The sequence below is a fragment of the Psychrobacillus sp. L3 genome (genome assembly GCF_042945595.1).
Lineage (GTDB): Bacteria > Bacillota > Bacilli > Bacillales_A > Planococcaceae > Psychrobacillus.
Genome location: NZ_CP168493.1, coordinates 850038 through 875704, shown reverse-complemented (window position 1 = coordinate 875704; position 25667 = coordinate 850038). Strand labels below are relative to the sequence as shown.

Here is a 25667-nt window from a genome sequence, read left to right as displayed (position 1 = left end):
CCCCTTTTTATTTTTCTAAAATAGATTTCATTATTTCCTTCGTTCTCAATCGTAAATAATGTGCAGCATTTGCCATCGACTCTTCTTGCGAAATAGTACCATCCGCTACGCTCGCGAGCTTATAAAAATAAGGATATAATTGCGTAATACTCTCTTGTTCAATAAAACCTGCTATTAAAACAACTGGTATGCCATGCTCTTTTGCGGCGTTAGCAATTCCGATAGGCGCCTTGCCAGAAAGTGTTTGGAAATCTGATTTCCCTTCCCCTGTAAAGATGAAATCTGCATCTTCTATTTTTCGGTGAAAGTCAATTGCCTCCATGACTACTTCTATGCCTGGTTTTAATTCGACTGGGAAAAATGCTAGAAAAGCACCGCCTAGCCCCCCTGCTGCACCTGCTCCAGGTTGATCATGTAGTGTAATTCCTGTGAGGCTTTCCACTTTATTTGCCAAATTTAATAGATTTCGATCTAACTTTTCTACTAAATTTGGAGTGACTCCTTTTTGGGGACCGAAAATCGCAGTAGCTCCAGTTGGTCCGATGAATGGATTGTCCACATCACAAGCAATGATAAAGTGTGATTTCTGTATTCGATGATCAAAATTCAGGACGTCAATTTCAACAAGATCTTTTAATGAGCCTGCCCCTTGTGCAATTTCCTCCCCTAATTCATTTCGAAATCTCATTCCCAACGCTTGAAGCATACCTGTTCCACCATCATTGGTTGCACTGCCTCCGATACCAACGACAAACTTTCGATATCCGTTATCCAATGCATGGCGGATTAATTCACCTGTTCCAAACGTAGATGCAATGAGCGGATTTTTTTCGTGCTCCTTTAGTAATGTTAAACCAGATGCTTTTGCCATCTCAATAACACATGTTTCTCCATCTCCTAAGACACCATATTCGACATAAATTTGGCGACCAATCGGATCATGTACATCGACATAAACGGTTTGTCCATTCGTAGCATTGATAAGTGGCTCAAGGGTACCCTCTCCACCATCTGCTATAGGTAGTAGGACAGTTTCAATCTTGGGGTCAATCTCTTTTATGCCCGCTGAAATTTCTTGAGCAGCCTCTATTGCTGTTAAGGAACCTTTGAAAGAATCAGGACTAACAATGATTTTCACGTAAACACCTCCTTTAGTTAAGCGCTTACATTGAAGTATAGTGATTATTCAGACGATTTACATTATACTTAAAGTATAAAATCATTGGATTATTATCACGCTATTTTATACTTTCGGGAGGTTATATGATTACAAAACAGATTGCCAATCAAATTGTCGACCAAACAATGCTGCGACTGCACCGGAATATTAATGTTATTCAAACAAATGGAATGATACTTGCCTCCGGAGATGAATTGCGAGTAGATAGTATACATGAAGGAGCCGTTGTCGTTGCAGAAACGAAAAAGCCTTTATGGATTACGGAAGAAAATAGACACTTATTTCCACGAACGAAAACTGGTATTAATTTACCTATATTTTTTCAAAATGAATTAGTCGGTATAATAGGCATTACAGGAAATCCCGAAGAAATGGAAGAAATAGCTACATTAGTTCAACTCACAACCGAAATGATGGTACACCAAGCATTGATCGTATCGGAAAGAGAATGGAAACGTAAAATGCAAGAAATGGTATTTGAAGAATTAATGAGTGGTCAACCTCTTCAAAAAGTCATCTATGAGCGAATAAATAAAATAGGATTTTTAAATAAAGCACCCTTTTATGCCATTATGCTAGAAATGAATCCCGAGTCAAAATCATATCAATCCATCTTGCAAGGAATCGAATACTTTTTTCAAAGCGACTCCATCTTAGTAGGGCATTATCAATTACACGAGCATTTTATTCTTATTGCTGGTCTAGATGAAAAATCATTTCAGAATAAAATTTCCTTATTGGTTTCCAATTTAAAGAAGTATAGCGCCCTACCGATTGGAGTTGGTCTAGTCGTCCACTCACTTGAAGAAGTTCATTATGCTTATCAAACGGCAAAAATTGCTTTGAGAGAGGGATCTTCTAATAAAAGCATCACCTATTTCGAAGAGGTAGAACTGTATGCTTTATTTAAGAAGCGCGATTCAAAAGAAGCACAACACTTTGCAAATCGGGTTTTAAATGAATTAAACGAAAAGTTGCTTCAAACTTTACAAGAATTTTTTAATTGCAACCAACAACTTGCAATATGTGCAGCTACTTTGGATATCCATCGGCATACACTCACGTATCGACTGAAGAAAATTTGCGAGCAAACCGGCTACAATCCATCTGTTTTCCAAGATGCCCTTGTCTTACAAATTGCCTTGTGGTGCTATGCTTCAAAACTAAAATGAATTAAAAAACCGTTTCAGCATATTAGCCGAAACGGTTTTATCTTTTTTATTATTATCTTCTCGCAACTGCTACCTTCGCTACTTTTTTAGCTCCAACGTATTTTGAACCCCAGTAATATGGGTCATTTAATTTATCCACTCGAACACCTTTTGATGTCGAAGCATGAATAAATTTTCCACTACCTATGTACATACCAACATGAGATACACCTTTTCCTGTTGTGTTAAAGAAAACTAGGTCTCCCACTGCTAAATTCGATTTTTTCACGGAAGTTCCTGTGCTGTACATTCCTGCTGCTGTTCTTGGTAAATAAACTCCGTGTTGTTTGTAAACATACCCGACGTATCCGGAGCAATCAAATCCGGCCTTCGTTGTTCCACCAGTACGATATTTAATTCCTACTAGATTTTTCGCACTCGATACGATTTGAGTTGATGCTACAGAGCTTGCTGCCTCTGTATTTCCTGCAAATGTTCCCGCGGCTAAAACTACAGTTAAACTAAAGATGGTAATGATTTTTTTAAACAAAGAAGTCAAATCTCATATTCCTCCAAAAGCTGTTTTTTCGAAAAACGTTCTAACAAATTGTGCTTGAAAATTTCTCTATACCCATACTAACATGAACCGAAACACAGTGGCTTTACAGTTGTGTAACAAAACGATTACATAAAACGTCTAATACTTTTCGAAAATTTGTTTGATCCAAAATGCATACTTGTGCAGAAGTTGGATAATTACTATGTAAAATGCAAATACTTTCAAAAAAAATCGTCCCTAGTCAACAATTGACAGTCGGAACGATCCTACCTTATTAATGTATTCCGTGCGAAACCATGGCATCTGCCACTTTTATAAAACCCGCTATATTCGCACCCACCACTAGATTGCCTGGATACCCAAAACTCTTTGCTGCATCATGGCAACTTGTATAAATATTCTTCATAATAATTTTCAACTTGTCATCTACTTCTTCTACCGTCCAAGATAGACGCATGCTATTCTGTGACATTTCCATTGCTGAAACCGCCACCCCGCCAGCATTTGCTGCCTTTGCTGGTCCAAATAATACACCATTTGCTTGAAATGCAAGAATTGCTTTCTCTGTACAAGGCATATTAGCTCCTTCTCCGACAGCCTTTACCCCATTTTTGATGAGTAATGAAGCATCTATCTCTTCTAGTTCATTCTGCGTTGCACAAGGTAAAGCAATATCACATGGAATCGACCAAATGCCAGTGCAGCCTTCATGATATGTCGCTAGTTTATGAAAATTAGTGTACTCCTGTATTCTTTTATTATCCAATTCTTTCAGTTGAATAACGGTACCTACATCAATTCCGTTAGGATCATAAATATAGCCGTTCGAATCACTACAAGCAAGCACTTTCGCTCCAAGCTCAATCGCTTTTTCCATTGCATATGTCGCCACATTCCCAGAACCGGATACAATAACATTTTTCCCTCCAATACTATCTCCTGTTTCCTTCAACATTTCCTCTACAAAATAAACACAACCATAACCAGTCGCTTCTTTTCGGCCTAAGCTTCCTCCATGATTGGGATCTTTTCCTGTGAATACCCCCGCCTCATAACCGCCTTTTAAACGATTGTACTGCCCAAACATATACCCAATTTCTCTTTTTCCAACACCTATATCTCCCGCTGGAACATCCATATCAGCGCCTATATATTTACTCAGTTCTGTTATAAAACTTTGTGTGAAACGCATAATCTCGCGCTCCGACTTACCTTTAGGATCGAAATCAGAGCCACCCTTGCCCCCACCAATCGGTTGACCAGTCAGTGCATTCTTAAAGGTCTGTTCAAAAGCAAGAAACTTCATAATACTGCTGTTCACAGTAGGATGAAAACGAATCCCGCCTTTATATGGCCCCATACTATTGTTAAATTGCACACGGAAACCGCGATTTACTTGCACTTTACCAGTATCATCTTCCCAAGATACACGAAAAGTAATAACCCGATCAGGTTCCGTAATACGTTCTAAAATCCCATTATGAATAAACTTAGGATGCTTTAAAAATACTGGGCGAAGGGAATCAAAAATTTCACGAGTCGCTTGCAAGAACTCTTTCTCCCCTGGATTTCGTCTCTTCACCAATTCATATACTCCATGTACATAATCATTTGCCCTATTTCTTTGTTCTATATCCACATCTCTTTTCAATTCCATCGTTATTCTCCCCCTCACCTTCCTTATGGTTATATCCATTATCTCGAAAATTCAGAAAATTTTCAATGATATTACGTGTTTTTTATAAATATGCATTTAGAACTATAAATACGCATTTGTAAAAGCGTTACAGAATTGTTACGGGTGCCTGGCACCCGTAACAATTCTGTAATATACAAAAAAGTGACTCCAGTTAGAAACTGCGAAGTCACTTTTTCTTTTAGTATAAGCTTTTTATGAGTGTTTCTAGCATGACAGGCAATTCGACGAATGCACTGTCCACGTGTAGACGTTCTGTTTTTTGGTGTGCATCTTTTCCGAATGGTCCTACATTTAATACTGGACCTTTTAGTTGAGACATATCCTCAAATGGAATGCTGTATGTGTCGCCCCATACCGGTGTGTTACTTTCGAAAGCAGTCCAGCCATTGCCATCGTCCTCGTAATTTACATAACTTAAATCACAAATACCATTGAAATAGTGGATTTGCTTGACTGTATTGTTAAACGTTTGCGCCGATCGTTTCATTAATTCTACCGCTTCTATTACAAGCGGATGATTGGATGTATTCACCGCTGGATAGTAAGGTGGTGCGAATAGGATAACGGTTGCAGGAGCCAACTCTTGGCACTGAATCATTAAATCATCCACGATGCGTAGTGATTTTTCACGATCGTCCCAATCTTCCTGCTGAAGTGAAGCTTTCTTCAATCGTTCCACTTCTTCCATACCTAATTTTTTATTGGCATATGCAAGTAGTTCTTCATAGCGAAGAACCTTCACTTGTCCTACCCCTTTTACTTGCTCACGTTCGCAAATCACTTGATAATTCTTGTTTAGCTCATCCATTGCCTCTGTTGCTACTTGGTCGAAAAGATCCATCACTTCATTTGCTGTACGTTTCAATAAAAACACGTTATACAACGCCACTGCACGGTAAGGAGTTTGCGTTGAATACGACATTTTTAAATCTTTTTGCTGCAATGAAACCGGAAGTGGCGTACTTTCACCAAGATCCGTCTCGCAGAATAATGGATTCCATTCCATCCGCTGTGTCAAATAAGAGGCAATATAGTTCGCCGTCATTCCTTTCATCGGCTCCCCAACATGCGTTTCTTTTCCATAAAATAAAGCAGCAGGCATAATCTTCCCAATTGTTCCTGAATAAATATATTCATCAATATCAGTTGGACTTTGAGAAAAACAAGGTTCGCTATTTAAGAATAATTTATAGGTTAAACCGAATTCATTGCGAATATGAACTAGCTGTGTCACTGCTGCACGCATACCAGCAGAGTTCACTTCCTCATCTGGAACAGTGGTTAAAATAAGATTGATCGGCCATTCTTCCATACTCGCTCTTTCAATAAGCTGCATATGAAGCGCTAATCCCATTTTCATATCCATCGTGCCTCGGCCAAATAAATACTTTCCTGTTTCCAAATCGATACGAGCTGACTCTGGTAAATCAGATGGATTTTCCATTAGCTTTTTCGTTAATTCCTCTGGAAAATAGGCAAGCGGTTCTAAAACTCCGTACTCTTCCGTCTGAACGGTATCAAAATGACTAATAAGCACAACTGTCTCTGTCGCTTCTGGGTGTTTATACAAAGCAGTGACCGTATGCCTTCCAAGTCCTGCATCATGCATCTGCAAATGGCTTGGATACGCTTGAAAATACTTTAGCTCTTTCAACTTATCTATCACTTTTGGAGCGAACTTTGTTTCGCCTTCCGTAAGCGTAATACTATTCCAACTAACGAGTTCACATAACAATGCTCGAAGTTTTTCTGGTGTTTCCCAAAATAATTGATTCATCTCGAATTTCTCCCTTACATAGTTATAGTGCCAGACACTGACACTATTCTGAATGCTTGGAGTTGCGTCCCATTTGTGTCGTGACTGGCACCTATTTATTTCTTAAACTGACTTTTTATTCTTTTTTTCTAATCTCAGTTTATAGAATAGCATACAAGCTATGAAAAAACCTACTCCGTAGTATAGACCAATTCTTTGTTCTGGATCGAATGAGAGAAATACTAGAATCATAAGGCAAAATCCGATACAAACTAACGGTATTAAAGGATAAAAAGGTACTTTATATTTTAATTCGGCTAATTGTCCGCCATCTTTTAAATATTTTCGACGGAACATTAACTGAGAAGTCGCTATACCCATCCATGAAATAGTAACGGCAATACCTGCGATGGACATTAATAAGACGAACACCGCATCCGCTTCCATTACACTAGTTAATAATGAGAATAAAGAGAAAACCATCGTGAAAATTAATGCATTTAAAGGCACTTTGCGCTTAGAAAGACGACCAAACATTTTTGGTGCCATTCCTTCTTTAGCCATTGACCATAGTAATCGAGTAGATGCATACAAACATGAATTCCCAACGGACAAAATTGCCGTTAAAATTACAAAGTTCATAATACTACCTGCATATGGAATACCAGCTAAATTCATTAATGTAACAAATGGACTTTCCAGCAAACCAAGTTCTGAAGCAGGAAAAATTGCAGACAAAACGATAATGGATGCAATATAAAACACAATGATTCTTATTAAAATTGTACGTATTGCTTTTGGAATATTTTTTTGAGGATCTTCCGTTTCCCCTGCAGCAATCCCAACCATCTCTGAACCTTGATAAGAGAAAATAACGTTCATCATCGTCACAAAAACAATAGCGATTCCTGCTGGAAATAATCCAGAAGGTGCCAAGTTAGTAAGCGCTGGAGTCACTCTATCTTCCAGTGGAATAAGACCGAAAATTGCTCCAACCCCAATGACAATAAACAAAATGACCGCAACCACTTTAATACCTGCTAACCAAAACTCTGTTTCCGCAAACGCTTTTGTTGATAAGGCATTTAACGCAAATAATAAAACCATAAATAGAGCACACCATATCCAAACTGGAACATCAGGGAACCAATGCTTCATGAGGATTCCTGCTGCTGTAAACTCCACCCCTGCTGTAGCAGCGGAACCTACAAAATACATCCATCCAAGCGAAAATCCTGCAGACGGACTAATAAAACGAGTTGCATACGTTTGAAAAGAACCAGTTACTGGCATGTAAACCGCAAGTTCTCCTAAACAGATCATCACCATATATAAGATCAAACCGCCTAATAAGTATCCAAGGATGGCACCACCTGGACCAGCTTGATTAATCGTATAACCTGCATTTAAAAATAGGCCCGTCCCAATTACTCCCCCAAGTGAAAGCATAAATAAATGACGGCTCTTCATCGAACGGTTCAATAAATCACCTTGTACTGCTTGATCCCCAACTTTTGACATAACACTTTCCCCCCATTTAACCCCTAGGAATTGTTACGGGTGCCTGGCACCTGTAATATACCTGTAATATATTAGAATCTTAGTGATAAGCAGCTAAGTCCGCCGTCTTGTTTTCGAACTTCAGACATATCTAATTCGATTGTTTCGAAACCTGCTTCATTAATTTTGCGTTTCGTTTCGCTATATCCTTGTGGAATAATGACATAGTCGTTCACACGAATACAGTTTGCAGAGTACTCATCTTCTTTTCCGATCACGATTTTTTCATATGAATCAAATGCTGGATGGTCAACAAATTCACCTGCTACGACCATTTTGTTGTTACCTAAATAAGCTATACCAGTTTTCAGGTGGAAGAATTTTTCAAGTGGAATGATTGTTGCTTCGAAACCTTCTCCTTCTAGAATTTCTTTTAATTGGCGAGCGCCTTCTTCATTTGTGCGTTCCGAAATCCCAATAAAGAAACAATCCTCTGCTTGAAGAATATCTCCTCCGTCAAGTGTTCCAGGTCCTTTAATATAATGAAATTTTTTATAAAAAGACTTTAAAGCGCTTTCAATTTCGATAATTTCACCGTTACGAGAATCTGCACCGGGATTTGTAACGACAGCAAAATCAGTTGTAAGAACTGCCGCATCCTCTACAAACGTAGAATCTGGAAATTCTTCACTTGGTGAAAGAAGCGTTACTTCTACTCCACATTTTTTCAACGCTTCAATATAAGCCTCATGTTGCGCTAATAATTTATCGTAATCCGGTGTCCCTAAATCTGATGTAGTTAATCCTCCTACATAGCTCTTACCTGGTGTTTTTGCGATCACATTTTTAAATATACTCATTTTATTTTCCTCCTTTAGTTTCTTACAACTGGACTTGTCAAACATGTTGGTCCACCTGTACCTAATACACTTATTTCTTGCCCTTTGTACTCATAGACTGTTGCACCAGCATCTAACAGTTGTTGTTTTGTAGATTCATTTCCTTCTACAATCACACAAACTCGTGGTGCAAGAGCCAATACATTACATCCAAGCGTGTCGTATTCTGCTTTTGGTACTTCTACTAATTGAATTCCACGTTCGATTAATAGTTGACGGAAGAACACTGGCATTAATGGTGAATGCACTACTGCCAAATCTTTATCAACCATACTAATGAAAGACATAAGATGTAGACATTCTGCTTCACCTTGATCATGTGGAAGTTGCACAACGATGAACTCATCTACGTATGTAGCAGTCATTTCTTTTAATTGAAGAATTGCTTCGTCATTTGTACGGTAACCGCGACCTACTACAAGTGTTTTATCATCTAACCAAACAATATCTCCGCCGTCTGATACTGCATCCCCTGTTAACTCGCCAATAATAGGAATCTCTTTTTCTTGTAAAAACTTTTTATAAACAATTGCTTCTGGTTGTCTTAATTTTTTTCCAGATTTTAGAATGATGGCTCCGGCTGGTGTGAATTTAACTGGATCATGTGCGTAGATAGAATCTAAGCCGACCGTGTCTGCTGCTGGAAGATAATCGATTTGAGGTACATGCTTTTCTAATATTTCAATGAATCCTTTATACTCACGAACCGCTTCTTCAAAATTTGGTTCCTGTAAGTAATTAAACACTGTCCATTGATCAGCCAAATGTGCTTGACTAATGAACGCTTCAGTTGGATGTTTGACAATTACACGGTCTAACTTTCTAAACATAGATGAATTATAGGTCATTTTAATTCCCCTTTTTCCGTTGAGTGGAAAACGTTTCCGAATATCGGAAAAGTTTATATTTAAAATATAATTGCAATATGTTACAATGTCAATATATTTAGAATCTTTTTTATTTACTATATTGAAATAGTAAATTTATTTTTTTACTATTTAGGAGGTGCATTCCATGCAATCGATCATCCGAGCGATGACAGTGGCAAAAGTATTAGCAGCACATGCAACAGAAAAAGGAATAACGATTTCTGATCTTTCCAAACTTTGCGAACTTCCTCTCAGCACTATGCACAGACTACTTCAAGCAATGATAAAACAGGGAATGGTTGAGCAGGATGAACGACTGAAAACATACAAACTTGGCTTCATTTGGTTGGAATATGGTCTTCAAGTGTATGATTCAATGGATTATATTAGCAAGATTAGACCGGAGATTGAGCAGTTGTCTAAAGAAGTAGAGGAAAGCGTCTATTTAAGTAAGCCGCTTGGGACAGAAGCGATTATTGTAGAAAGAATTGATAGTCCGAACAATCCAATTCGAATTTATGATCAAATGGGTTTGCGCATACCAATGAATATTGGTGCTGCCAATAAATCGATGCTAGCAGCTATGCCATCACCCAAAGCAGAAAGTATATTGTCCCAACTCATATCTGCAGACCAAATGACTGAAATGAAAAAAACATTCGATCAAATAAAAAAACAAGGATACGCAACCAGCCACTCTGAAAGAACAGAAGGCACATCCTCAATTGCAGTATCCATAAAAGACAGCTTTGGACAAGTTATTGGAGCTATTAGCATAGGATTCGTCAGCTTCAACCTCACAGATGAACGACTTGAATTTCTAGCAACAAAAGCAATCGAAACAGGCAATCGAATCTCACAAAAACTAGTATCGAGCCATTAAAAAAGTGTTACAAGTATGTTACAGGTGCCAGGCACCTGTAACATACTTGTAACACATATTCACAATATCCATATTTTACTTGTTATTTCCGATGTTAGTCCATTCGTTTTCTAACCATTCAAGGCCTCTTTCGCCTTCATATGCATCATATACATCGATTCGCATTCTTTTTAATTTTGTAGCGAATTCTTCAAATGTATGGTCTTTCGGCAAACTTTTCTTCACTCGTAAGAATACTTTATTTGCCCCTTTGACGATTTCAAATTTTTTACGAGCAGGTAATTGAACATCTTGTCCAAACTCAATTAGTATACGATAAGCTTCTTCTTGAATTTTATAAACAGGATCATTTGCTAATCTCGTGTTCATAATATCAATAACTTGGCTCGTATTATATCTCCCTAATTCCTCAACTGCATCGTAGCGTGCTCTCCAGCTAGCGGTACGATTGACTGCTTTTTTTAGTTCCTCATAATTCTCTGGCAACTCATCTTTAATTATTTTTTTACTCAAATACTCCAAACTCCTTCAATTTCAATTTATATGAGATGATCGATTTATCAATTTTATTCGTTTATCTGTAGAAATCATTTCTTCTCTTTCTACATTATATACTACAAAACGCATATCTCCTATTTTGTTAAGGGCAATATTCTCCCAATTTTATTAAATTTAATACTTTTGGATTTGCTCATCATTGCAGAACACTATTTGATTAATAAAAAAAGAAAAAAATACGAGAATCCTTACTGCACAAGAACGGATCAACAAGTCACAGCATGATGCGAAGGAAAAGGACTTGCCATTGTTGGTTGGGGCAACACCCCAAAATAACAATGCGGTGATTTAGTAATTCATTTTAATTTCATTTTCTTCGTTACATTTATACATAATCCAACAGAAAGTCTGCATTAAGTGAACCTACATTTTCGTCTCTCGCATTTTTAATGGATGGTAAATGATACTCTTTTAGTTCGTTCAATTCTTCTCCCGTCAACATACCCAATTGTTTCATCACTTCAACTGCAACGGGTGAAGTAGCTCTGCTGTTACCGTCTTCTATTTTAATCGCGATTCCTATTCCGCTTCTTAAATCTCCAAAACAGTAGACTCCTTCAGCTCCTACTTTTCCGAACATTTTTCCTTTTACTACTTTCATAAAATCAGTGCAAAAGCGATTTGTTCCTCCTACCATTTCTGGTACTTGCATCATTGCATGAACTACTTGGCTTACGGATTTTTTTCTACTATTCGGTAGATTATCTGGTTTAGCCATTTTTGCATAGGCTAAAGCAATTTTCTCTAATGCTATTCCATGAACCGGAACTCCACATCCGTCCACTCCAATTTGAATATCTTCTTTAGGAGTTTCTGCTAACTCACTGATAACTTGTAAAATTCTTTGTTGAACGGGGTGCTCCATATTGTAATAGGAATCTATTGGTTCATTTAAGTGTTTTGCCGTTATTAACATCCCACTATGTTTTCCCGAACAATTGTTGTAGACAGGAGTGACTTTTCGATTTTCCATTATTATTTTCTTGTAAGCTTCTTCCCATCTAGGAATATGCGTACCACATTGTAGACTACTCTCCACTAAATCCGCTTTCTCTAATATAGAAATAACTCGATCAGTATGCTGTTCCTCCCCGTTATGGGAAGCACAACATAAGGATAGATCGGCAGGTTCCAATTGGTATGATTCATATGCTCCTGTTTCAATAATAGGAATGGCTTGTAAAGGCTTCATAGAGGAACGTGCAAATATGATGGAATTTATGTTTCCTTTTGAAGCAATTAACTTCCCTGTATAATCTACTATAGCAATATGACCAAGATGCTTACTTTCTATAAGATTTCCTCGCATGACATTAACTAAGTTTGCAGCATTCATCTTTTCACGTCCTATAATTAATTTGAAGAAAACCTTTAAAGTTTTGACAACCTTAAAGGTCTTCATATATAAAGATTCCATATAATTGAAAAGCAATCTAAAGGAGGTAAAGACTACTTTTCTGGATTCAATTACGCTTATTTGAAAAATACTTATTCCAAGACTTCCACTAAAATTTCCCTAATACTGTCTATTTCTCGAATCACTTTCTTCAACTCGTAATTCAAAAAATTCACCTGTCGACGAATCGCAGTTTGTAACAAATAATAATCCTCATCTTTAAGACCAATTGTATAAAGATGGATCAATGCTAATGATGGAACCGGTACAGTTGTTGATGCTAAATCATGCTCAAACATACTGCCACCAACATAATTGATGGGTACGAGAAGTTTAGATATATTAAGTAGAAAATCATTGAATAATCTAGTATGCTCTGAATCTGACTCCAATCGGTCTTTTATTTCCAACACTTTTCTTAGCTTATGTTTAATCTCATCTACCCTATTTATCGAGAGTGATAAATCAGCAATGTCTTTCCCTTTTTCTTTATAATCACATAGATGCTTATGAATTTCTTCTACTGCTTTAAGAGGATTGATTGGAATAATGTTGTCTGTTAACACTTTATAAAGAGATAATAAGTAGATTTCACAATCTTTTCTTAATACATCAGGATCTATCTTATCTATCGTATCTTCCACTGTATGCCACCACCAGCCGAATCCCCCACCCTTTGTACCTGCAAATAGTTTTTGGACATTTTTATAAGCAGGATCATGGGATAGTTCATGTTCTGCCATCCCCATATATAAGGAAGGAATTCCTGTGCCCCAAAATGATTGATCAGCAGAACGGGAATATCGTTTACCTACAAATGATTGATCTGTAAGGCGACCAATCACATCGATTGCGATATCTTCTGTTTCGGCCATTGCATTACTATCTACAAAAATGTTTGCTCCTTTACCTCCAACAGAATCCACATAAAAATGCATGACACCATTTTCGCTCAAGTCCTCCCAGTTTTTATCACAATAAGCAGCCGAACCCGCATATCTTCCATGAGAATGTCCTGACCAAAAAGCAATACGTACATTACGTTTCCATTTTGTTTTATTTTGAGCGAGAATTTTTACCACTTGTAACATTAAAGCATTTGCAGATCCGTTATCCATCGCGCCATAATGCCAAGAATCTACATGCCCACACAACAAAACAAAGTGATCCGTTTCATAATCTCCCCGAATATCAGCAATAAGTCTTGGTATCTTCATCCATCTAGAACAAACTTCAGTAGAAATGATTGCTTTGAAACTCGCTATTTTCAATAAATCAAGCAATTTTTCACCATTCTTATTATTGATCGAAATGACAGGTATTTTAGGCAATAAATCTTTGTCCTGAACAGATGGACTTCCCCATATTCTTGAAACAATCATCTCATGAGTATTGGGGCCGTTAATGAAAATAACCCCAGCTACTCCTGAGTCTTCGAATTGCTTTACGATATCAGGAATAGCGATACTGTCATAAATCGCAATTTTATTTTTAACTAATCTAAGAGAATCTTCATTTAAATTTTGGAGATAAACACACTCTGCACTTAGCTCTTCATTATTCAAATCTTTGGCCATAGAATGGGTGATAGAATCTATTATCTCCCCGTTAACTTCTAATTTCGATTGAATAGGAATACTTATATAAGCATCATCGAACTCAATTTCCGCTTTTAAACCAAATGACTCAAGTCTTTTTTGAATGAATTGAAAAGCTCTTAACTCTTCTATGGAACCAGATAATCTAACTTCTTTCGCAATTTCACTATTATCTGATAAGAGTTCCTCATTGGATATTTGATTTACTATTAACTTCTCTTCTATTGTTAAATTTCGTTTCAATTCAATCACCTCATTTATTTTTGGTTAAATGTGTTGAACGAATCAAATTCTTTGTTATGCAACTGAGAGATTGCTTTCACAAATGTCTCTGTCGTATGAGGTGTATCATACAAGATTTTATAATATTCATTTCGTAAGGTTTTCGGCGTTTGCGCATAAGCGTTTCCAATCATCCAGCGCCCATAATAATAGCTTGGATAATATGTTTTTTGGACTGGATGGGAGAAAAAACGAAAACAATTATTAGCCTCTATTTCAGTTATTCCACCTTCATTTATCATATAACGAATGACTTCTTCTTTCGTCATAGCATGAAGATTATAAAGATAGCAAGCATTCGTCATATACATACGCTGATAATCTAGGAAATGTCGTGCCGCTCGATATTGCATTTTTTTCTCATCGCTAATACCTTCTGTTTCTTCCTCAACATCATCCCAACCTAAAAATGATAATGCTGTTTCTGGTCCACCTTCAAAAAGTGCATTAGTAGGGCTATTTATCATATAATAAGAAGCTTCTAACGGTAAATTTCCATTTTTAAATTCATAATCCCATCGGCAGTAGAAAGCTTGATGCCCTGGATATGCTTCATGGGTCATTATTTGTGCAAGAATTGGCTCTGTCCATGGGCGATCGATATTAAAAGTTAAGTTACCACGATAATCTCCCGTATATTTTGAATAACCACTCCAAAAAACACCACGAATTGGTTTGATCCAATCAACACCATCTTCAGGAGGTAATTCTATTACTCGATTTAGAGTACCTTTTTTACTAAGTTCTCTAAAATTCTCCGCAACATTCACCACTTCCTCTGGTGCAATCATCGTGTCACTTTTCCACGCTGAAATTTTGTCAGCAAATGATCCCGAATATCCAATATTCGTTAAGCTTTCCTCCACCAACTCTTTCGCATGTGCAAGCTGCTCATCTGAAATTAACGTCGAAGGTAACTGTTGAATATTTAAAATAAGCTCATCATATGGAATTTTGTCACCTTGCATACTTCTTGCAAAATAGTTAAATCCATTAATCATGCCTCGCAGATATTCTCCAGGATGACCTTCCAAAGTCCGTACTGCCTTTTCAACCTCTTCTATGGCAGAACCAATTTCATCAAAGGTTTTCAAAGTAGCTTTCACGTCACTATAACTTGCGGTTGTTACTTCGGTTTCAAACAGATGCATAGCCTGTTCATTTAAACTTAATGTAATATCAACAATCTTTTCTCCTGTTTCCTGTTCAGTCCAAAGCTTCATTAAGATTCTCCCTTGCTCAATAATTTACTAGCAGACAAGTCCCATAAATCTTTCACATCTTCTAAAATAAGATTTGTCAAAAGTTCATATAATGCAACTCCTTTTTCCGCTGTTGCGCTCGCTGCATCACCCATATATCCATCTTTATACAGCACTTTTCCCATATCCTTATATTTTAACTTTCGATTATATTCAATAGAAAAATCGCCTGCTAGGGACAAGTCAGCTAGTTTTTCATCAATCGCTAGAACTAATGAAGTCTCATCTTCTCCACCATGACCAGGTTTAGATGTAATCGTCAGAATATCCTCTCGGTAATCCATCCACCAATTTATTGTTAGCGTGTTAACTCCTATATCTGCTAATTTTTCAGTAACAATTGCTAAGCTTGGAATATTGCCTCCATGACCGTTAAATAATATTAAATTGTTAAACCCATTTCGATAAAACTCCTTGCCTATTTCGTACACATAATTCGAGAAAGCCTCACTTGAAATATCAAATGTTCCAGAATGAGGCGCAAGTGCCCAAGAATGACCATATGCAACTTCAGGCGCCATGATCACTTTTTCACCGATTATTTTATCAAGTCTTCTTACAAATTCTCTTGGAATCCATACATCTGTACCTAAAGTGGCATGGGGTCCATGCGTCTCCATCATTCCAATTGGTAATAGAATAGTATTTACTGTTTGTTTCACTTCATTAAATTTGCTTGCATTTAAGTCCATTAAGTACATGAAAATCCTCCTTCATTGCAAATGTTTTGCGATCATTTCAGCCAATAAAGCCGCTCTTTCTGGTAAATTAGACAAAATAATATGTTCATGGTCTGAATGTGCACCACCACCAATTGGACCTAAACCGTCAATTGTAGGTATACCTTCACCTGCAGTGAAATTTCCATCGCTTGCTCCACCTGAAGATCCTTCCTCTAATTCATATCCATGCAGTAAAGCTATTTCCTTTAAATCATGATAGAGAGAGACTACTTTTTCGTTTCTTTCTAGTGGAAAACGCTCGATTTCTCCTGTTACTACAGTACTCGTTCCTTCAACAAAAACAGGACGATTCATAATTTGTTGAGTAATCAGCTCTGCTTGTTCTCTTTTCGTAATCCGAACATCTATTTCTGCATATGCATCTTTTGCTATAACATTGGATCTGGAACCTCCAGATATTATCCCTACATTAATGGATATGCCTTCTTCCCGATTTGCTAACTTCTTCAAGTCGATAATTTGATAAGCAAGTTCCTCGATAGCACTTGCTCCATCCCATGCATTAATTCCAGCATGAGCTGCAACTCCTTTTACTTCCAAATAGAAGTTACCCGCTCCTTTTCTTTCTGTTTTGACAGCTCCGTTAGGTTCAATACTAGATTCAGGAATCAATACCAAAGAACTTTTTCGAGCTTCTTGAATAATAATTTCCTTTGAATGGATACTTCCAATTTCTTCATCAGATGTAATAAGCAGTACAACTTTCTTATCTCCAAATATATTAAATGCTTTTAATGCTTTCATAGCCCAAAGAGAAATCGTTAAACCGCCTTTCATGTCAAATACTCCAGGACCATAAAGAGTATCTTCTTCTATTTTTAAAGGCAAAGCATCTTTATCCCAAACAGTATCTAGATGACCAATGATGAGAATTTGGTCTTTACAATCTTGCGCACCGTAAGTTAATAAATACTGATTTCCCACAGTCGACTTCTCCAAAATTTGTATATCTCCATCAATAAGCTTTGTAAATTCCTCCATTAATACTTCTCCACATAGATCAACGAGTTTCTTATCCAGTGAAGGAGACTCAGCTTTCACAAGACGTATTAGTGTTTTTTCTATACTTTTTTGGTATTCTTTTAAATAATCAAGCATTCTTGTCATCTATTAATCTCCTATCGCTAATAATGGATCGTCTACATTAATAGCTAATGAAGTGACTAAAAATAAAACTAAGCCATCAACCTGTGCATAAATTTCAATTTCTGTCTCACCAAACACATTTTTTATATAACCGAGTATCTCCCCTTTTTTCACTTCTGCACCAATTTCCACCGTTGGGTACCAAAGTCCTTGAATAGTTGCTCGGTACCATTCAAATGTTTCTAAGTTTTTTACTGGCTCCTCTACGAACTCCCCATTAAGCAGACCAATATATTTCAATACATTTTTTGTGCCATCTTGTAATAGTTTAGAAGAAGATTCATCTAATATCCCTTGTTGACCCGCCTCGGCAATTACCCCTATTTTCCCTAACGAAGTAACTGCGGAATAAGTTGATCCCTTCACTTGAGATTCCGATTTTACAACATATGGAATACCAAATAACGATGCAATTTTTTGGGCTTCGTTCATAAGCTGTAGATTTTCAGACATTTGATAAATAGTAAAAGGCACTAAAGCTTCTATCATGTCGCCACCATGTAAATCTAATACAAAATCAACTTGAGAAAAGATCTCTTTGTGTAACCAAAATGCTAACCTTTCACTTTCCGTTCCATTTTCTTTCCCAGGAAATACTCGATTTAAATTTTTTTCATCTTTTGGGTGAACATAAATGGATCGTTTATAAAAGGAGGCTATATTGACAATAGGTAAAATGATTAATTTCCCTACAATATCATTTGGAGTTAATTCTTTCGCTAGCTTTAAGGCTGCATCAATGGAAGTGTATTCGCATCCATGCACTCCAGCCATTATTAAAACTGAAGGACCCTCTTCTTTTCCATTTATCATAAACGCGGGAATGTTATGTTCCAAAGTTGGAAAATGTAAAAAACCACTTATTTTATCATCTCTATTTACGACTAAGTTATTAATCATCCACAACCAAATCCACTCCTATATAATATTTAGAAAAAGCGATCGTAAAACTACTTCTTTACGACCGCTTTCACATGTTATTCTTTCGTCATTTTTTGGAACGGTACATACCATGTATTCATAGGGTTAATTTCATATCCTTTCACCCAATTTTTCATAGGTGCCTCAACAGAGCGCTGAGCCGGAAATATATAAGGAACATCTTCGCTCATTACTTCTTGAATCTTCTGATAATTTTTATCACGAACAGACTCATCCACTGTGGAACGGCCTTCTTCTAACAATTTATCTACTTCTGGATTATCATAGAATGCTAAGTTAAATCCAGGTCCTTTACTAGATGAGTGTGCAAAATACCACAAATTGTAATCCGGATCTGGATAATCAGGAGTCCATGCGGCTAATGCTAATTGATGCTGACCGCTTGTAACTAAATCCAAAAATGTTGGCCATGCTAAGGCTCTAATTTGCAGGTCAATTCCTATCTTTTTAAAATCAGACTGCATCATTACCGCAATGTTCTTTCTAACTTCATTATTTTCTGATATTGCAATTTCTAATGGAAAACCTTTTTCATAACCGGCCTCATTCAGTAAAGCCTTAGCTTTTTCTAAATCAAAGTCATATAATTCAATATTAGGATTATACCCAAACATTCCTTTTGGAATTATTCCACCAATACGTTCTGCTCCACCAAGTAGAACATCATTAATAATAGAATCATAATTTACTGCATGTGCAAGAGCTTGCCTTACTTTTGGATCTTTTAGATATTCTTTTTCAGTGTTAATAGCAATGTCATCAATTGCGTAACCAGGAGATTTTAGAACAGTAATATCGTTATTTCCATCCATTTGTTTTAAAACATCTGGAGAGATCATGGAGTAGTCAATTAAATCAACTTCCCCTTTTTCCATCATTAATCGAGCTGTAGAAGGTTCATTTATGATTAATATATTTACTGTTTTTAACGTTGGTACTGTGCCCCAATAATCCTCGTTAGCTTTCATTACTAGTTTCTGTCCTCTATCCCAACTTTCCAAAATAAAAGGACCAGAACCCATTTCTTTATCTGCCAAGTAAGTTTCCCCTAAATCACTGCCATTATGCTCTGCAAGTTTTGGGTTCACAATGTTTCCAAAAACTGTACCTAATGTTTTTAAGAATGGAGCAAAAGGTCTTTCAAGCGTTATGTTTATCGTGTGTTCATCTACAATTTCAAAACTATCTTTATTAATAACATCTTTAAATTGACCAGCAGCGGATTTCCCTACATCCATTGCACGGGTGTAAGAATATTTTACAGCTTCAGACGTAACAGGTGTTCCATCATGGAATTTGGCTTCTTTATTGAGATGGAATGTGTAAGTTAAACCATCCGGTGAGATATCCCATTTTTCTGCAAGTTGTGGAATAACATCTGTCGTTGTCCCATCATAAGTAACTAAGCGATCGTATAACATATAGGTTACACGGAATGACGTGTTCGCTGATGTACCATGAGGGTCTATATGTGGTATATCTTGGTTTGTTGCAAAATTAAATACTTCTGTTGATCCGGAACCTTTTTCTTCTACCGGTGTTTCCGTTTTAGGTTCTTTTGCTTCTGGATCATCTTTCGAATCAGTCCCACTCTCTTTCTTACCGCTATCACTACATGCCCCTAATACTAAAAGTAATGCAAACACGAGCGCAAACATGAATAACCATTTTCTGTTTCTCTCCAAATGCTTCCCCTCTTTTTCTAATTAGATTTTTATATAGCTAATGAAAACTTTGGAATCACCCCTTTCATTCCATTCTATTAGCGGTTTTTCGGATCCAAAATATCTCGTAAACCATCGCCAAGTAAATTGAATCCTAAAACCGTCCAAAGTATTGCTAAACCTGGAAAAGTAGCTGCCCACCAAGCATCCCTTAAAACTTCTCTACTAGATGCAAGCATTGCACCCCATTCTGGTGAAGGTGGTTGAGCACCCAATCCGATAAAACTTAAACCAGCAGCTGATAATATGACAAAGCCTAGATCTAAAGAGGCCTGAATACTTGCCGGTGCAATGGCGTTTGGAAGAACTTCTTTAAAAAGTATTTTCACAGGGTTAATACCAACTGCTCTAGCAGACTCTACAAATTCTGCATTTTTTATTTGAAGAACGGATGATCGAACGATTCTTGTATACCATGGCCACCAAGTGATAGCGAGTGCAAGTAGTACGTTTTCAATGGAAGGACCAAGTGCAGCTGCGATAGACATTGCCAATATAATTCCAGGAAATGAAATGAAAATATCCGTTGTTCGCATAATAATTTGATCGACTATGCCTCCAACAAAACCAGCAATAGCCCCTAAAACTGTACCGACTGGAAATGCGATTAAAACAACTAGTAAACCAATCTTCAATGAAATTCTGGAACCATATATAATTCTACTAAAAATATCTCGCCCAACTTCATCTGTGCCGAACCAATGATCTACACTTGGGGATAAAAGCTTTTGACTAATATTAATTTCTAATGGATCTTGTGGAGCTATAATTGGTGCAAATAATGCCATAATTAGTAGCATTCCAACTAAAAAAATTCCCAACATTGTAAGTGGACTGGAACCTATTCTTTTTAACATACGACACCCCCTATTCGTACTTTAATCTCGGATCAATTACTACATATAAAACATCAATTACTAGATTTACAGTAATAAATAATACCGCGATTAACGTTGTAACACCCATAACTGCAGGAAAATCCAAGTATGTAATTGCATTTACCGCATACTTACCTACTCCTGGCCAAGAAAATACGGACTCTACGAGGACACTACCTCCTAATGAATGGCCAAAAGTCATACCAAGCAAAGTTAAAACAGGCATCATACCATTTCTAAGAGCGTGGCCATATAATACTCGATTCTCTGTTCCACCTTTTGCATAGGCTGTTCGAATATAATCACTGCCTAATACTTCTAACATACTAGATCGTGTCATTCTTGTGATCATTCCAATTGTTACTGCTGCCTGAGTAAAGGCTGGGAGTATCAGATGCTCCACTGTTGATTTTAGAACAGCCCAATTTCCTGTTAAAAGCGCATCAATTGTATATAAACCGCTAATTTTTTGAGGTGGGGATAAATTAGTGTCAATTCGACCTGCACCAGGAAGTAAATCTAGCTTTAAATAAAATAGTAATAATAAAATAATTCCAAGCCAAAATGCAGGCATCGCTACTCCAATAAGTGCAAATACCCTCGTAAATTGATCGGCGAATTTATCCTTTTTACTGGCACTGACTATACCAAATGGAATTCCTATAAGAACGGTAATAAGCATGGAAACTAAGGTCAATTCTAAGGTGGCGGGGAAAAATTCTTTTAAGTCTTTCGATACTGCTTGATGTGTAAAGTTACTTGTACCAAAATCGCCTTTTACTACATTTGATACATATCGAAAATATTGAACATAAACAGGGTCATTTAATCCCATTGATTCTCTAAGTTCTTCAATTACTTTTGCATCTGCATAAGGGCCAGCAACAAGTCGTGCAGGGTCTCCGGGGATCGTATTGGAAATAAAAAAAGTAAGAATTGTAATTCCAATTAGAATAGGAATAATCAGTAGCAAACGTTTAATAATATACCTTATAGCATCCATCTATTATTCTCCCTTCTTCTTCATAGTTTTAGACAAGAAGCAAAATGCCCTTCTTTAATTTCACGTAATGCCGGAACTGAGTTTTTACACTCTTCTGTTGCAATAGGACATCTTGTATGAAATGTACAACCACTTGGAGGATTTACTGGACTCGGCAAATCTCCTTGAAGAATGATTCTCTCTCTTTTTTTAGTAGGATCTGGTAACGGAACTGCAGAAAGTAGCGCTTTCGTATAAGGATGTAAAGGTGTTTCATACATGGATTCCACTTCGGCAATTTCAACGATTCTTCCTAAATACATAACCGCTACTCGATCTGAAATATGTTTCACTACAGATAAATCATGGGAAATAAACATATAACTTAAGTTAAATTCCTTTTGAAGTTCGACCATAAGATTCAGTACTTGAGATTGTACAGATACATCTAAAGCAGAAACTGGCTCATCTGCTACGATTAACTTTGGATTTAATGTTAAAGCTCTTGCAATTCCAATTCTTTGACGTTGGCCTCCAGAAAATTCATGGGGATAACGATCTAATTGATCTTTTCGAATGCCAATTTTATCTATTAAATTTTCTATTATTTTTGTTCTACTTTCTTTATTTTTGTTCCCATGTGTTATTAGAGGTGTTTCTAAAATAGTTCGAATCGTGCTACGTGGATTAAGTGAGGCATATGGATCTTGAAATACCATTTGAATTTCTTTTCGTATCTTTTTCATTTCTCGTCTAGACATTTTACAAATGTCTTTTCCTTCAAAAAATACTTCTCCAGAGGTAGGTTGTAAAAGTCTAATTACCGATCGACCTAAACTAGATTTTCCACATCCCGATTCTCCAACTATCCCAAGTGTCTCCCCTCGACGAATATGAAAGGATACACCATCTACCGCTTTAACCACACTTTTTTCGCCAAGGATCCCTTTATTGGAGGTGTAGTATTGTTTTAATTCTTTAACTTCCAACAAGTTCATTTTCACGTACCTCCTCTTCATATAACCAACAAGCTGTAGAGTGATTTTCTTTTATTTCAACGGTAGGAGGAGTCTCCAATTTGCATTTTCCCATTGCATACTTGCATCGATCATAGAATCTACAACCTACAGGCATATTCTCAGGAGATGGTACAGTACCTGGTATTGATCCTAACTTCTCTATTTTCCCTTCTAGTTGTGGTATAGAATCTAGAAGCCCCTTTGTATATGGATGCTTGGGGTTTTGAAATAGCTCAATTACATTGGCTTTTTCTACAACTTGTCCGGCATACATTACCATGACATTGTCACATACTTCCGCCACTACTCCTAAATCATGTGTAATCATGATAATACCCATGTCATTCGTTTCTTTTAGATGATTCATTAGTTCTAAAATTTGAGCTTGAACTGTTACATCTAATGCTGTAGTCGGTTCGTCACAAATGAGTAATTTAGGGTTACAAGCCATTGCAATAGCAATCATAATTCGCTGCCTCATTCCACCAGATAATTGATGGGGATACTCGTTGTATAAATCTTCTGCACGTGGAAGTCCTACTTCTTTCAATAAGCTAATGACACGATTTCTTCTTTGACCTTTATTCAAATCAGTATGCAAAACTAATGTTTCCTCAATTTGCTTTCCTACAGTATGAAGAGGGTTTAAAGAAGTAAGAGGGTCTTGAAAAATCATAGACATTTGATCACCACGAATTTTTTCCAAATTCTTTCTTGGCAGCTTCACAAGATCTTCCGAATCTAATAGAACCTCCCCAAACAATTTTGCTTTATCTGGTAGTAGCTTCATCAGCGATAAAGCCGTCATGCTTTTTCCACATCCAGATTCCCCTACTATCCCAAGCGTTTCACCCTTTTGAACGGTGAAGCTAACATTCTCTAATATCTTTGTATAACTACCCTGTCTCATAAGTGATAAGGTAAGATCTTTTACCTCTAACAACACGGCATTCCCCCCTTTCAATTATTTTTAAGTAAATCCAACAAAGTATTATTGTAATGTTCAGAAAATTCTTTTTGTACGTATTCTTCATTTCCAGATTTAAGTGCATCAATTAATTTTTGATGGTTTTCCACTACGTGCTTAGCTCTCACTGGTGCAATACTTGCTACTGTGAAAAACATTGCTCCAACCTGCGTATCTAATTGTTGATGCATATGAATAAGTCTATTATGCTTAGAAGCTCTAACGACCGTTTGATGAAATAAAATATCATATTGTGCTTGTGACTCTAAGTCATTTTCTATAAAGGACTTTTCAAAGCCTTCCATTATCTCTTGTAATCTATCAAAGTCTTGTACCTGAATGTTTTTTAGTGCCAATTGGGCTGCCTTTCCTTCCAACAATCCTCTTAATGTATATATTTCATACGCATCTTCGTTTGAAAGGGTCGTAATATAGGTGCCTTTATTTAATTCATATTTAATAAGTCCTTCATTTTGCAATAATCTTAGAGCTTCTCGTATTGGTCCTCTCGATATTTGGAGCTTTTCCGCTAATTGCGCTTGATTAATTCTTTCTCCTGGTTTTAAAGTTCCGTTTAAAATCATTTTTCTAATTAACGTTACGACATGATCCGATAAATTTTGATTTTCAAACATTTTATATCACACCTAATATATATTTGCCCTGAAGCTCTTGAAGATTCTTTTCGGACATTTTTCTTGTTCCATTTTCTATTTCTTTAATTTGTTTTATTAATTCCTCTGTTAGAGGCATTGCCAATCCATGCTTTTTGGCAATATCAATAAGTGGTACAAGCTGAGCATCTATTTCCGTTTTTCTTTTCCGGATTGCTAAGTCTCTCCATATTCCACTTTTCGTTTTTTTATTTGTTGCCATACTTTGCGCAAGTTTTTCTAATGCTTCATTTAAAACGACATCATTTCTATTTTCTCTAGGATAAATAAGATCCGGCGTCCAACCATCAAAACCTAATGGGGTAATATTTTCTTTATGGGCTAACTCTATAATTTCTGTACATAATTCTAGTAAAGTTTCCCGATATTGTTCATTTCGAACGACCGAAGCCATCGTTTCATCTACTAATGCAGTTGCGAACAGTAATCCAGCATAGGATAATTTCCCCCACAAATAGCCCCAAATATTATCTGTTACCTCTATCGGTCCCCATGATTGTAATATCTCCTGAAGCTTGATCAATCGTGGTGAAAAAGTTCCATCAAGTTCTCCTAAATAAAGGGAGGCGACCCCTCCGTATAAAATTTTCCCAGGTTCTAAGTAATCTGCTGAAAAATTAACAAAACACCCCATAGTCCGTTCTTTTCCAACTAGTTCTGCAATTTTCAGCTCATTTAATCCATTTTGGAGCGAGACGACGATAGAATCTTTTGTTAATAAAGGAGCTAATGGTTTAAGAGCTTCCTCTGTATGTTGTGCTTTCACACATAGAAACAAAATATCTATCTGTCTATTTCCATGCAATAGTTCAGTCGGTGTAACAGCTTTCGCTTTTACTAGGAAGCTATCCAATGGTCCCTCTATTTGCAAGCCATTTTTATTTATTTGGTTTACATGTTCTTCATTGATATCACAGAAAGTAGCTTCTCTACCTTCTTTAATTAGATAAGCTCCAATAACTCCACCAATTGCCCCAGCTCCAATAATCGTAATATTCAT

23 protein-coding genes are annotated in these 25667 nt (G+C 36.8%); 2 read left to right on the top strand and 21 right to left on the bottom strand.

From position 1 onward, the window contains the following. Positions 1 to 7: 7 nt before the first annotated feature. Positions 8 to 1138 carry a glycerate kinase gene (locus tag ACEPXD_RS04125; protein ID WP_391120205.1) on the bottom strand — a complete coding sequence of 377 codons (1131 nt, stop codon included), beginning with the start codon at positions 1136 to 1138 and terminating at the stop codon, positions 8 to 10. A 125-nt stretch (positions 1139 to 1263) separates the two neighbouring features. Between ACEPXD_RS04125 and ACEPXD_RS04120 the strand changes: the two genes are divergently transcribed. After that, the gene (locus ACEPXD_RS04120) at positions 1264 to 2352 is read left to right on the top strand and encodes a CdaR family transcriptional regulator (RefSeq protein ID WP_391120203.1); all 1089 of its coding nucleotides are present in this window, start codon (positions 1264 to 1266) and stop codon (positions 2350 to 2352) included. A gap of 52 nt (positions 2353 to 2404) precedes the next feature. On the opposite strand, the gene ACEPXD_RS04115 is transcribed toward ACEPXD_RS04120, so the two are convergent. From ACEPXD_RS04115 to ACEPXD_RS04090, 6 genes are all read right to left on the bottom strand, one after another. Next, positions 2405 to 2890, bottom strand: a complete 486-nt coding sequence (locus ACEPXD_RS04115; RefSeq protein ID WP_391120201.1) for a C40 family peptidase — start codon at positions 2888 to 2890, stop codon at positions 2405 to 2407. Positions 2891 to 3164: 274 nt separating this feature from the next. Continuing rightward, positions 3165 to 4547 carry an NADP-specific glutamate dehydrogenase gene (gdhA, locus tag ACEPXD_RS04110; RefSeq protein WP_391120199.1) on the bottom strand — a complete coding sequence of 461 codons (1383 nt, stop codon included), beginning with the start codon at positions 4545 to 4547 and terminating at the stop codon, positions 3165 to 3167. A gap of 220 nt (positions 4548 to 4767) precedes the next feature. Next, on the bottom strand, positions 4768 to 6366 hold the full coding sequence (locus ACEPXD_RS04105; protein WP_391120197.1) for a M20/M25/M40 family metallo-hydrolase: 1599 nt from the start codon (positions 6364 to 6366) through the stop codon (positions 4768 to 4770). A 102-nt stretch (positions 6367 to 6468) separates the two neighbouring features. Continuing rightward, positions 6469 to 7866, bottom strand: a complete 1398-nt coding sequence (locus ACEPXD_RS04100; protein ID WP_391120196.1) for an amino acid permease — start codon at positions 7864 to 7866, stop codon at positions 6469 to 6471. A 71-nt stretch (positions 7867 to 7937) separates the two neighbouring features. Further along, on the bottom strand, positions 7938 to 8705 hold the full coding sequence (locus ACEPXD_RS04095) for a dimethylarginine dimethylaminohydrolase family protein (RefSeq protein WP_391120194.1): 768 nt from the start codon (positions 8703 to 8705) through the stop codon (positions 7938 to 7940). A 14-nt stretch (positions 8706 to 8719) separates the two neighbouring features. After that, positions 8720 to 9592 carry a dimethylarginine dimethylaminohydrolase family protein gene (locus ACEPXD_RS04090; RefSeq protein WP_391120192.1) on the bottom strand — a complete coding sequence of 291 codons (873 nt, stop codon included), beginning with the start codon at positions 9590 to 9592 and terminating at the stop codon, positions 8720 to 8722. 166 nt (positions 9593 to 9758) lie between these two features. Here ACEPXD_RS04090 and ACEPXD_RS04085 point away from each other — a divergent pair, with 166 nt between their 5' ends. Next, positions 9759 to 10496, top strand: a complete 738-nt coding sequence (locus tag ACEPXD_RS04085) for an IclR family transcriptional regulator (RefSeq protein WP_391120190.1) — start codon at positions 9759 to 9761, stop codon at positions 10494 to 10496. Positions 10497 to 10571: 75 nt separating this feature from the next. Here ACEPXD_RS04085 and ACEPXD_RS04080 read toward each other — a convergent pair whose 3' ends face one another. The 14 genes from ACEPXD_RS04080 to ACEPXD_RS04015 form a co-directional block, all read right to left on the bottom strand. Further along, on the bottom strand, positions 10572 to 11009 hold the full coding sequence (locus ACEPXD_RS04080) for a HEAT repeat domain-containing protein (protein ID WP_391120188.1): 438 nt from the start codon (positions 11007 to 11009) through the stop codon (positions 10572 to 10574). A gap of 370 nt (positions 11010 to 11379) precedes the next feature. Beyond that, on the bottom strand, positions 11380 to 12390 hold the full coding sequence (locus tag ACEPXD_RS04075) for an asparaginase (protein WP_391120186.1): 1011 nt from the start codon (positions 12388 to 12390) through the stop codon (positions 11380 to 11382). 152 nt (positions 12391 to 12542) lie between these two features. Next, the gene (locus tag ACEPXD_RS04070) at positions 12543 to 14291 is read right to left on the bottom strand and encodes a M28 family peptidase (RefSeq protein WP_391120184.1); all 1749 of its coding nucleotides are present in this window, start codon (positions 14289 to 14291) and stop codon (positions 12543 to 12545) included. 14 nt (positions 14292 to 14305) lie between these two features. Next, a complete protein-coding gene (locus ACEPXD_RS04065) occupies positions 14306 to 15553 on the bottom strand; it encodes a hypothetical protein (RefSeq protein ID WP_391120183.1) in 1248 nt (415 codons plus the stop codon). Next, a complete protein-coding gene (locus ACEPXD_RS04060; RefSeq protein WP_391120181.1) occupies positions 15553 to 16293 on the bottom strand; it encodes a creatininase family protein in 741 nt (246 codons plus the stop codon). Before ACEPXD_RS04060 ends, ACEPXD_RS04065 begins: the two co-directional genes overlap by 1 nt. Positions 16294 to 16305: 12 nt before the next feature. Beyond that, complete coding sequence (locus tag ACEPXD_RS04055) at positions 16306 to 17442, bottom strand: M20 family metallopeptidase (RefSeq protein WP_391120179.1); 1137 nt, start codon at positions 17440 to 17442, stop codon at positions 16306 to 16308. 3 nt (positions 17443 to 17445) lie between these two features. Further along, positions 17446 to 18381, bottom strand: coding sequence for a M14 family metallopeptidase (locus tag ACEPXD_RS04050; protein ID WP_391122988.1), 936 nt, complete (start codon positions 18379 to 18381; stop codon positions 17446 to 17448). A gap of 77 nt (positions 18382 to 18458) precedes the next feature. Then, positions 18459 to 20108, bottom strand: coding sequence for an ABC transporter substrate-binding protein (locus tag ACEPXD_RS04045; RefSeq protein WP_391120177.1), 1650 nt, complete (start codon positions 20106 to 20108; stop codon positions 18459 to 18461). 77 nt (positions 20109 to 20185) lie between these two features. Then, the gene (nikC, locus tag ACEPXD_RS04040) at positions 20186 to 21004 is read right to left on the bottom strand and encodes a nickel transporter permease (protein WP_391120175.1); all 819 of its coding nucleotides are present in this window, start codon (positions 21002 to 21004) and stop codon (positions 20186 to 20188) included. Between the two features lie 10 nt (positions 21005 to 21014). Further along, entirely contained in the window at positions 21015 to 22028 is a 1014-nt protein-coding gene (locus ACEPXD_RS04035) for an ABC transporter permease (protein ID WP_391120173.1), read from the bottom strand. 20 nt (positions 22029 to 22048) lie between these two features. Continuing rightward, positions 22049 to 23005, bottom strand: a complete 957-nt coding sequence (locus ACEPXD_RS04030; RefSeq protein ID WP_391120171.1) for an ABC transporter ATP-binding protein — start codon at positions 23003 to 23005, stop codon at positions 22049 to 22051. Continuing rightward, entirely contained in the window at positions 22986 to 23972 is a 987-nt protein-coding gene (locus ACEPXD_RS04025) for an ABC transporter ATP-binding protein (RefSeq protein WP_391120169.1), read from the bottom strand. Before ACEPXD_RS04025 ends, ACEPXD_RS04030 begins: the two co-directional genes overlap by 20 nt. A 14-nt stretch (positions 23973 to 23986) precedes the next feature. Beyond that, on the bottom strand, positions 23987 to 24628 hold the full coding sequence (locus tag ACEPXD_RS04020; protein WP_391120167.1) for a GntR family transcriptional regulator: 642 nt from the start codon (positions 24626 to 24628) through the stop codon (positions 23987 to 23989). Position 24629: 1 nt separating this feature from the next. Further along, positions 24630 to 25667: a ketopantoate reductase family protein gene (locus ACEPXD_RS04015; protein ID WP_391120166.1), complete on the bottom strand. Its 1038-nt coding sequence runs from the start codon at positions 25665 to 25667 to the stop codon at positions 24630 to 24632.

Coding starts and splice junctions, on each gene's coding strand:
- ACEPXD_RS04105 (WP_391120197.1), bottom strand. CDS start 6,366: ATGAATCAATTATTTTGGGAAACACCAGAAAAACTTCGAGCATTGTTA.
- ACEPXD_RS04085 (WP_391120190.1), top strand. CDS start 9,759: ATGCAATCGATCATCCGAGCGATGACAGTGGCAAAAGTATTAGCAGCA.
- ACEPXD_RS04060 (WP_391120181.1), bottom strand. CDS start 16,293: ATGTACTTAATGGACTTAAATGCAAGCAAATTTAATGAAGTGAAACAA.
- ACEPXD_RS04030 (WP_391120171.1), bottom strand. CDS start 23,005: ATGAACTTGTTGGAAGTTAAAGAATTAAAACAATACTACACCTCCAAT.
- nikC (WP_391120175.1), bottom strand. CDS start 21,004: ATGTTAAAAAGAATAGGTTCCAGTCCACTTACAATGTTGGGAATTTTT.
- ACEPXD_RS04015 (WP_391120166.1), bottom strand. CDS start 25,667: ATGAATATTACGATTATTGGAGCTGGGGCAATTGGTGGAGTTATTGGA.
- ACEPXD_RS04035 (WP_391120173.1), bottom strand. CDS start 22,028: ATGGATGCTATAAGGTATATTATTAAACGTTTGCTACTGATTATTCCT.
- ACEPXD_RS04020 (WP_391120167.1), bottom strand. CDS start 24,628: ATGTTTGAAAATCAAAATTTATCGGATCATGTCGTAACGTTAATTAGA.
- ACEPXD_RS04055 (WP_391120179.1), bottom strand. CDS start 17,442: ATGACAAGAATGCTTGATTATTTAAAAGAATACCAAAAAAGTATAGAA.
- ACEPXD_RS04100 (WP_391120196.1), bottom strand. CDS start 7,866: ATGTCAAAAGTTGGGGATCAAGCAGTACAAGGTGATTTATTGAACCGT.
- gdhA (WP_391120199.1), bottom strand. CDS start 4,547: ATGGAATTGAAAAGAGATGTGGATATAGAACAAAGAAATAGGGCAAAT.
- ACEPXD_RS04075 (WP_391120186.1), bottom strand. CDS start 12,390: ATGAATGCTGCAAACTTAGTTAATGTCATGCGAGGAAATCTTATAGAA.
- ACEPXD_RS04120 (WP_391120203.1), top strand. CDS start 1,264: ATGATTACAAAACAGATTGCCAATCAAATTGTCGACCAAACAATGCTG.
- ACEPXD_RS04090 (WP_391120192.1), bottom strand. CDS start 9,592: ATGACCTATAATTCATCTATGTTTAGAAAGTTAGACCGTGTAATTGTC.
- ACEPXD_RS04065 (WP_391120183.1), bottom strand. CDS start 15,553: ATGAAGCTTTGGACTGAACAGGAAACAGGAGAAAAGATTGTTGATATT.
- ACEPXD_RS04095 (WP_391120194.1), bottom strand. CDS start 8,705: ATGAGTATATTTAAAAATGTGATCGCAAAAACACCAGGTAAGAGCTAT.
- ACEPXD_RS04050 (WP_391122988.1), bottom strand. CDS start 18,381: ATGATTAATAACTTAGTCGTAAATAGAGATGATAAAATAAGTGGTTTT.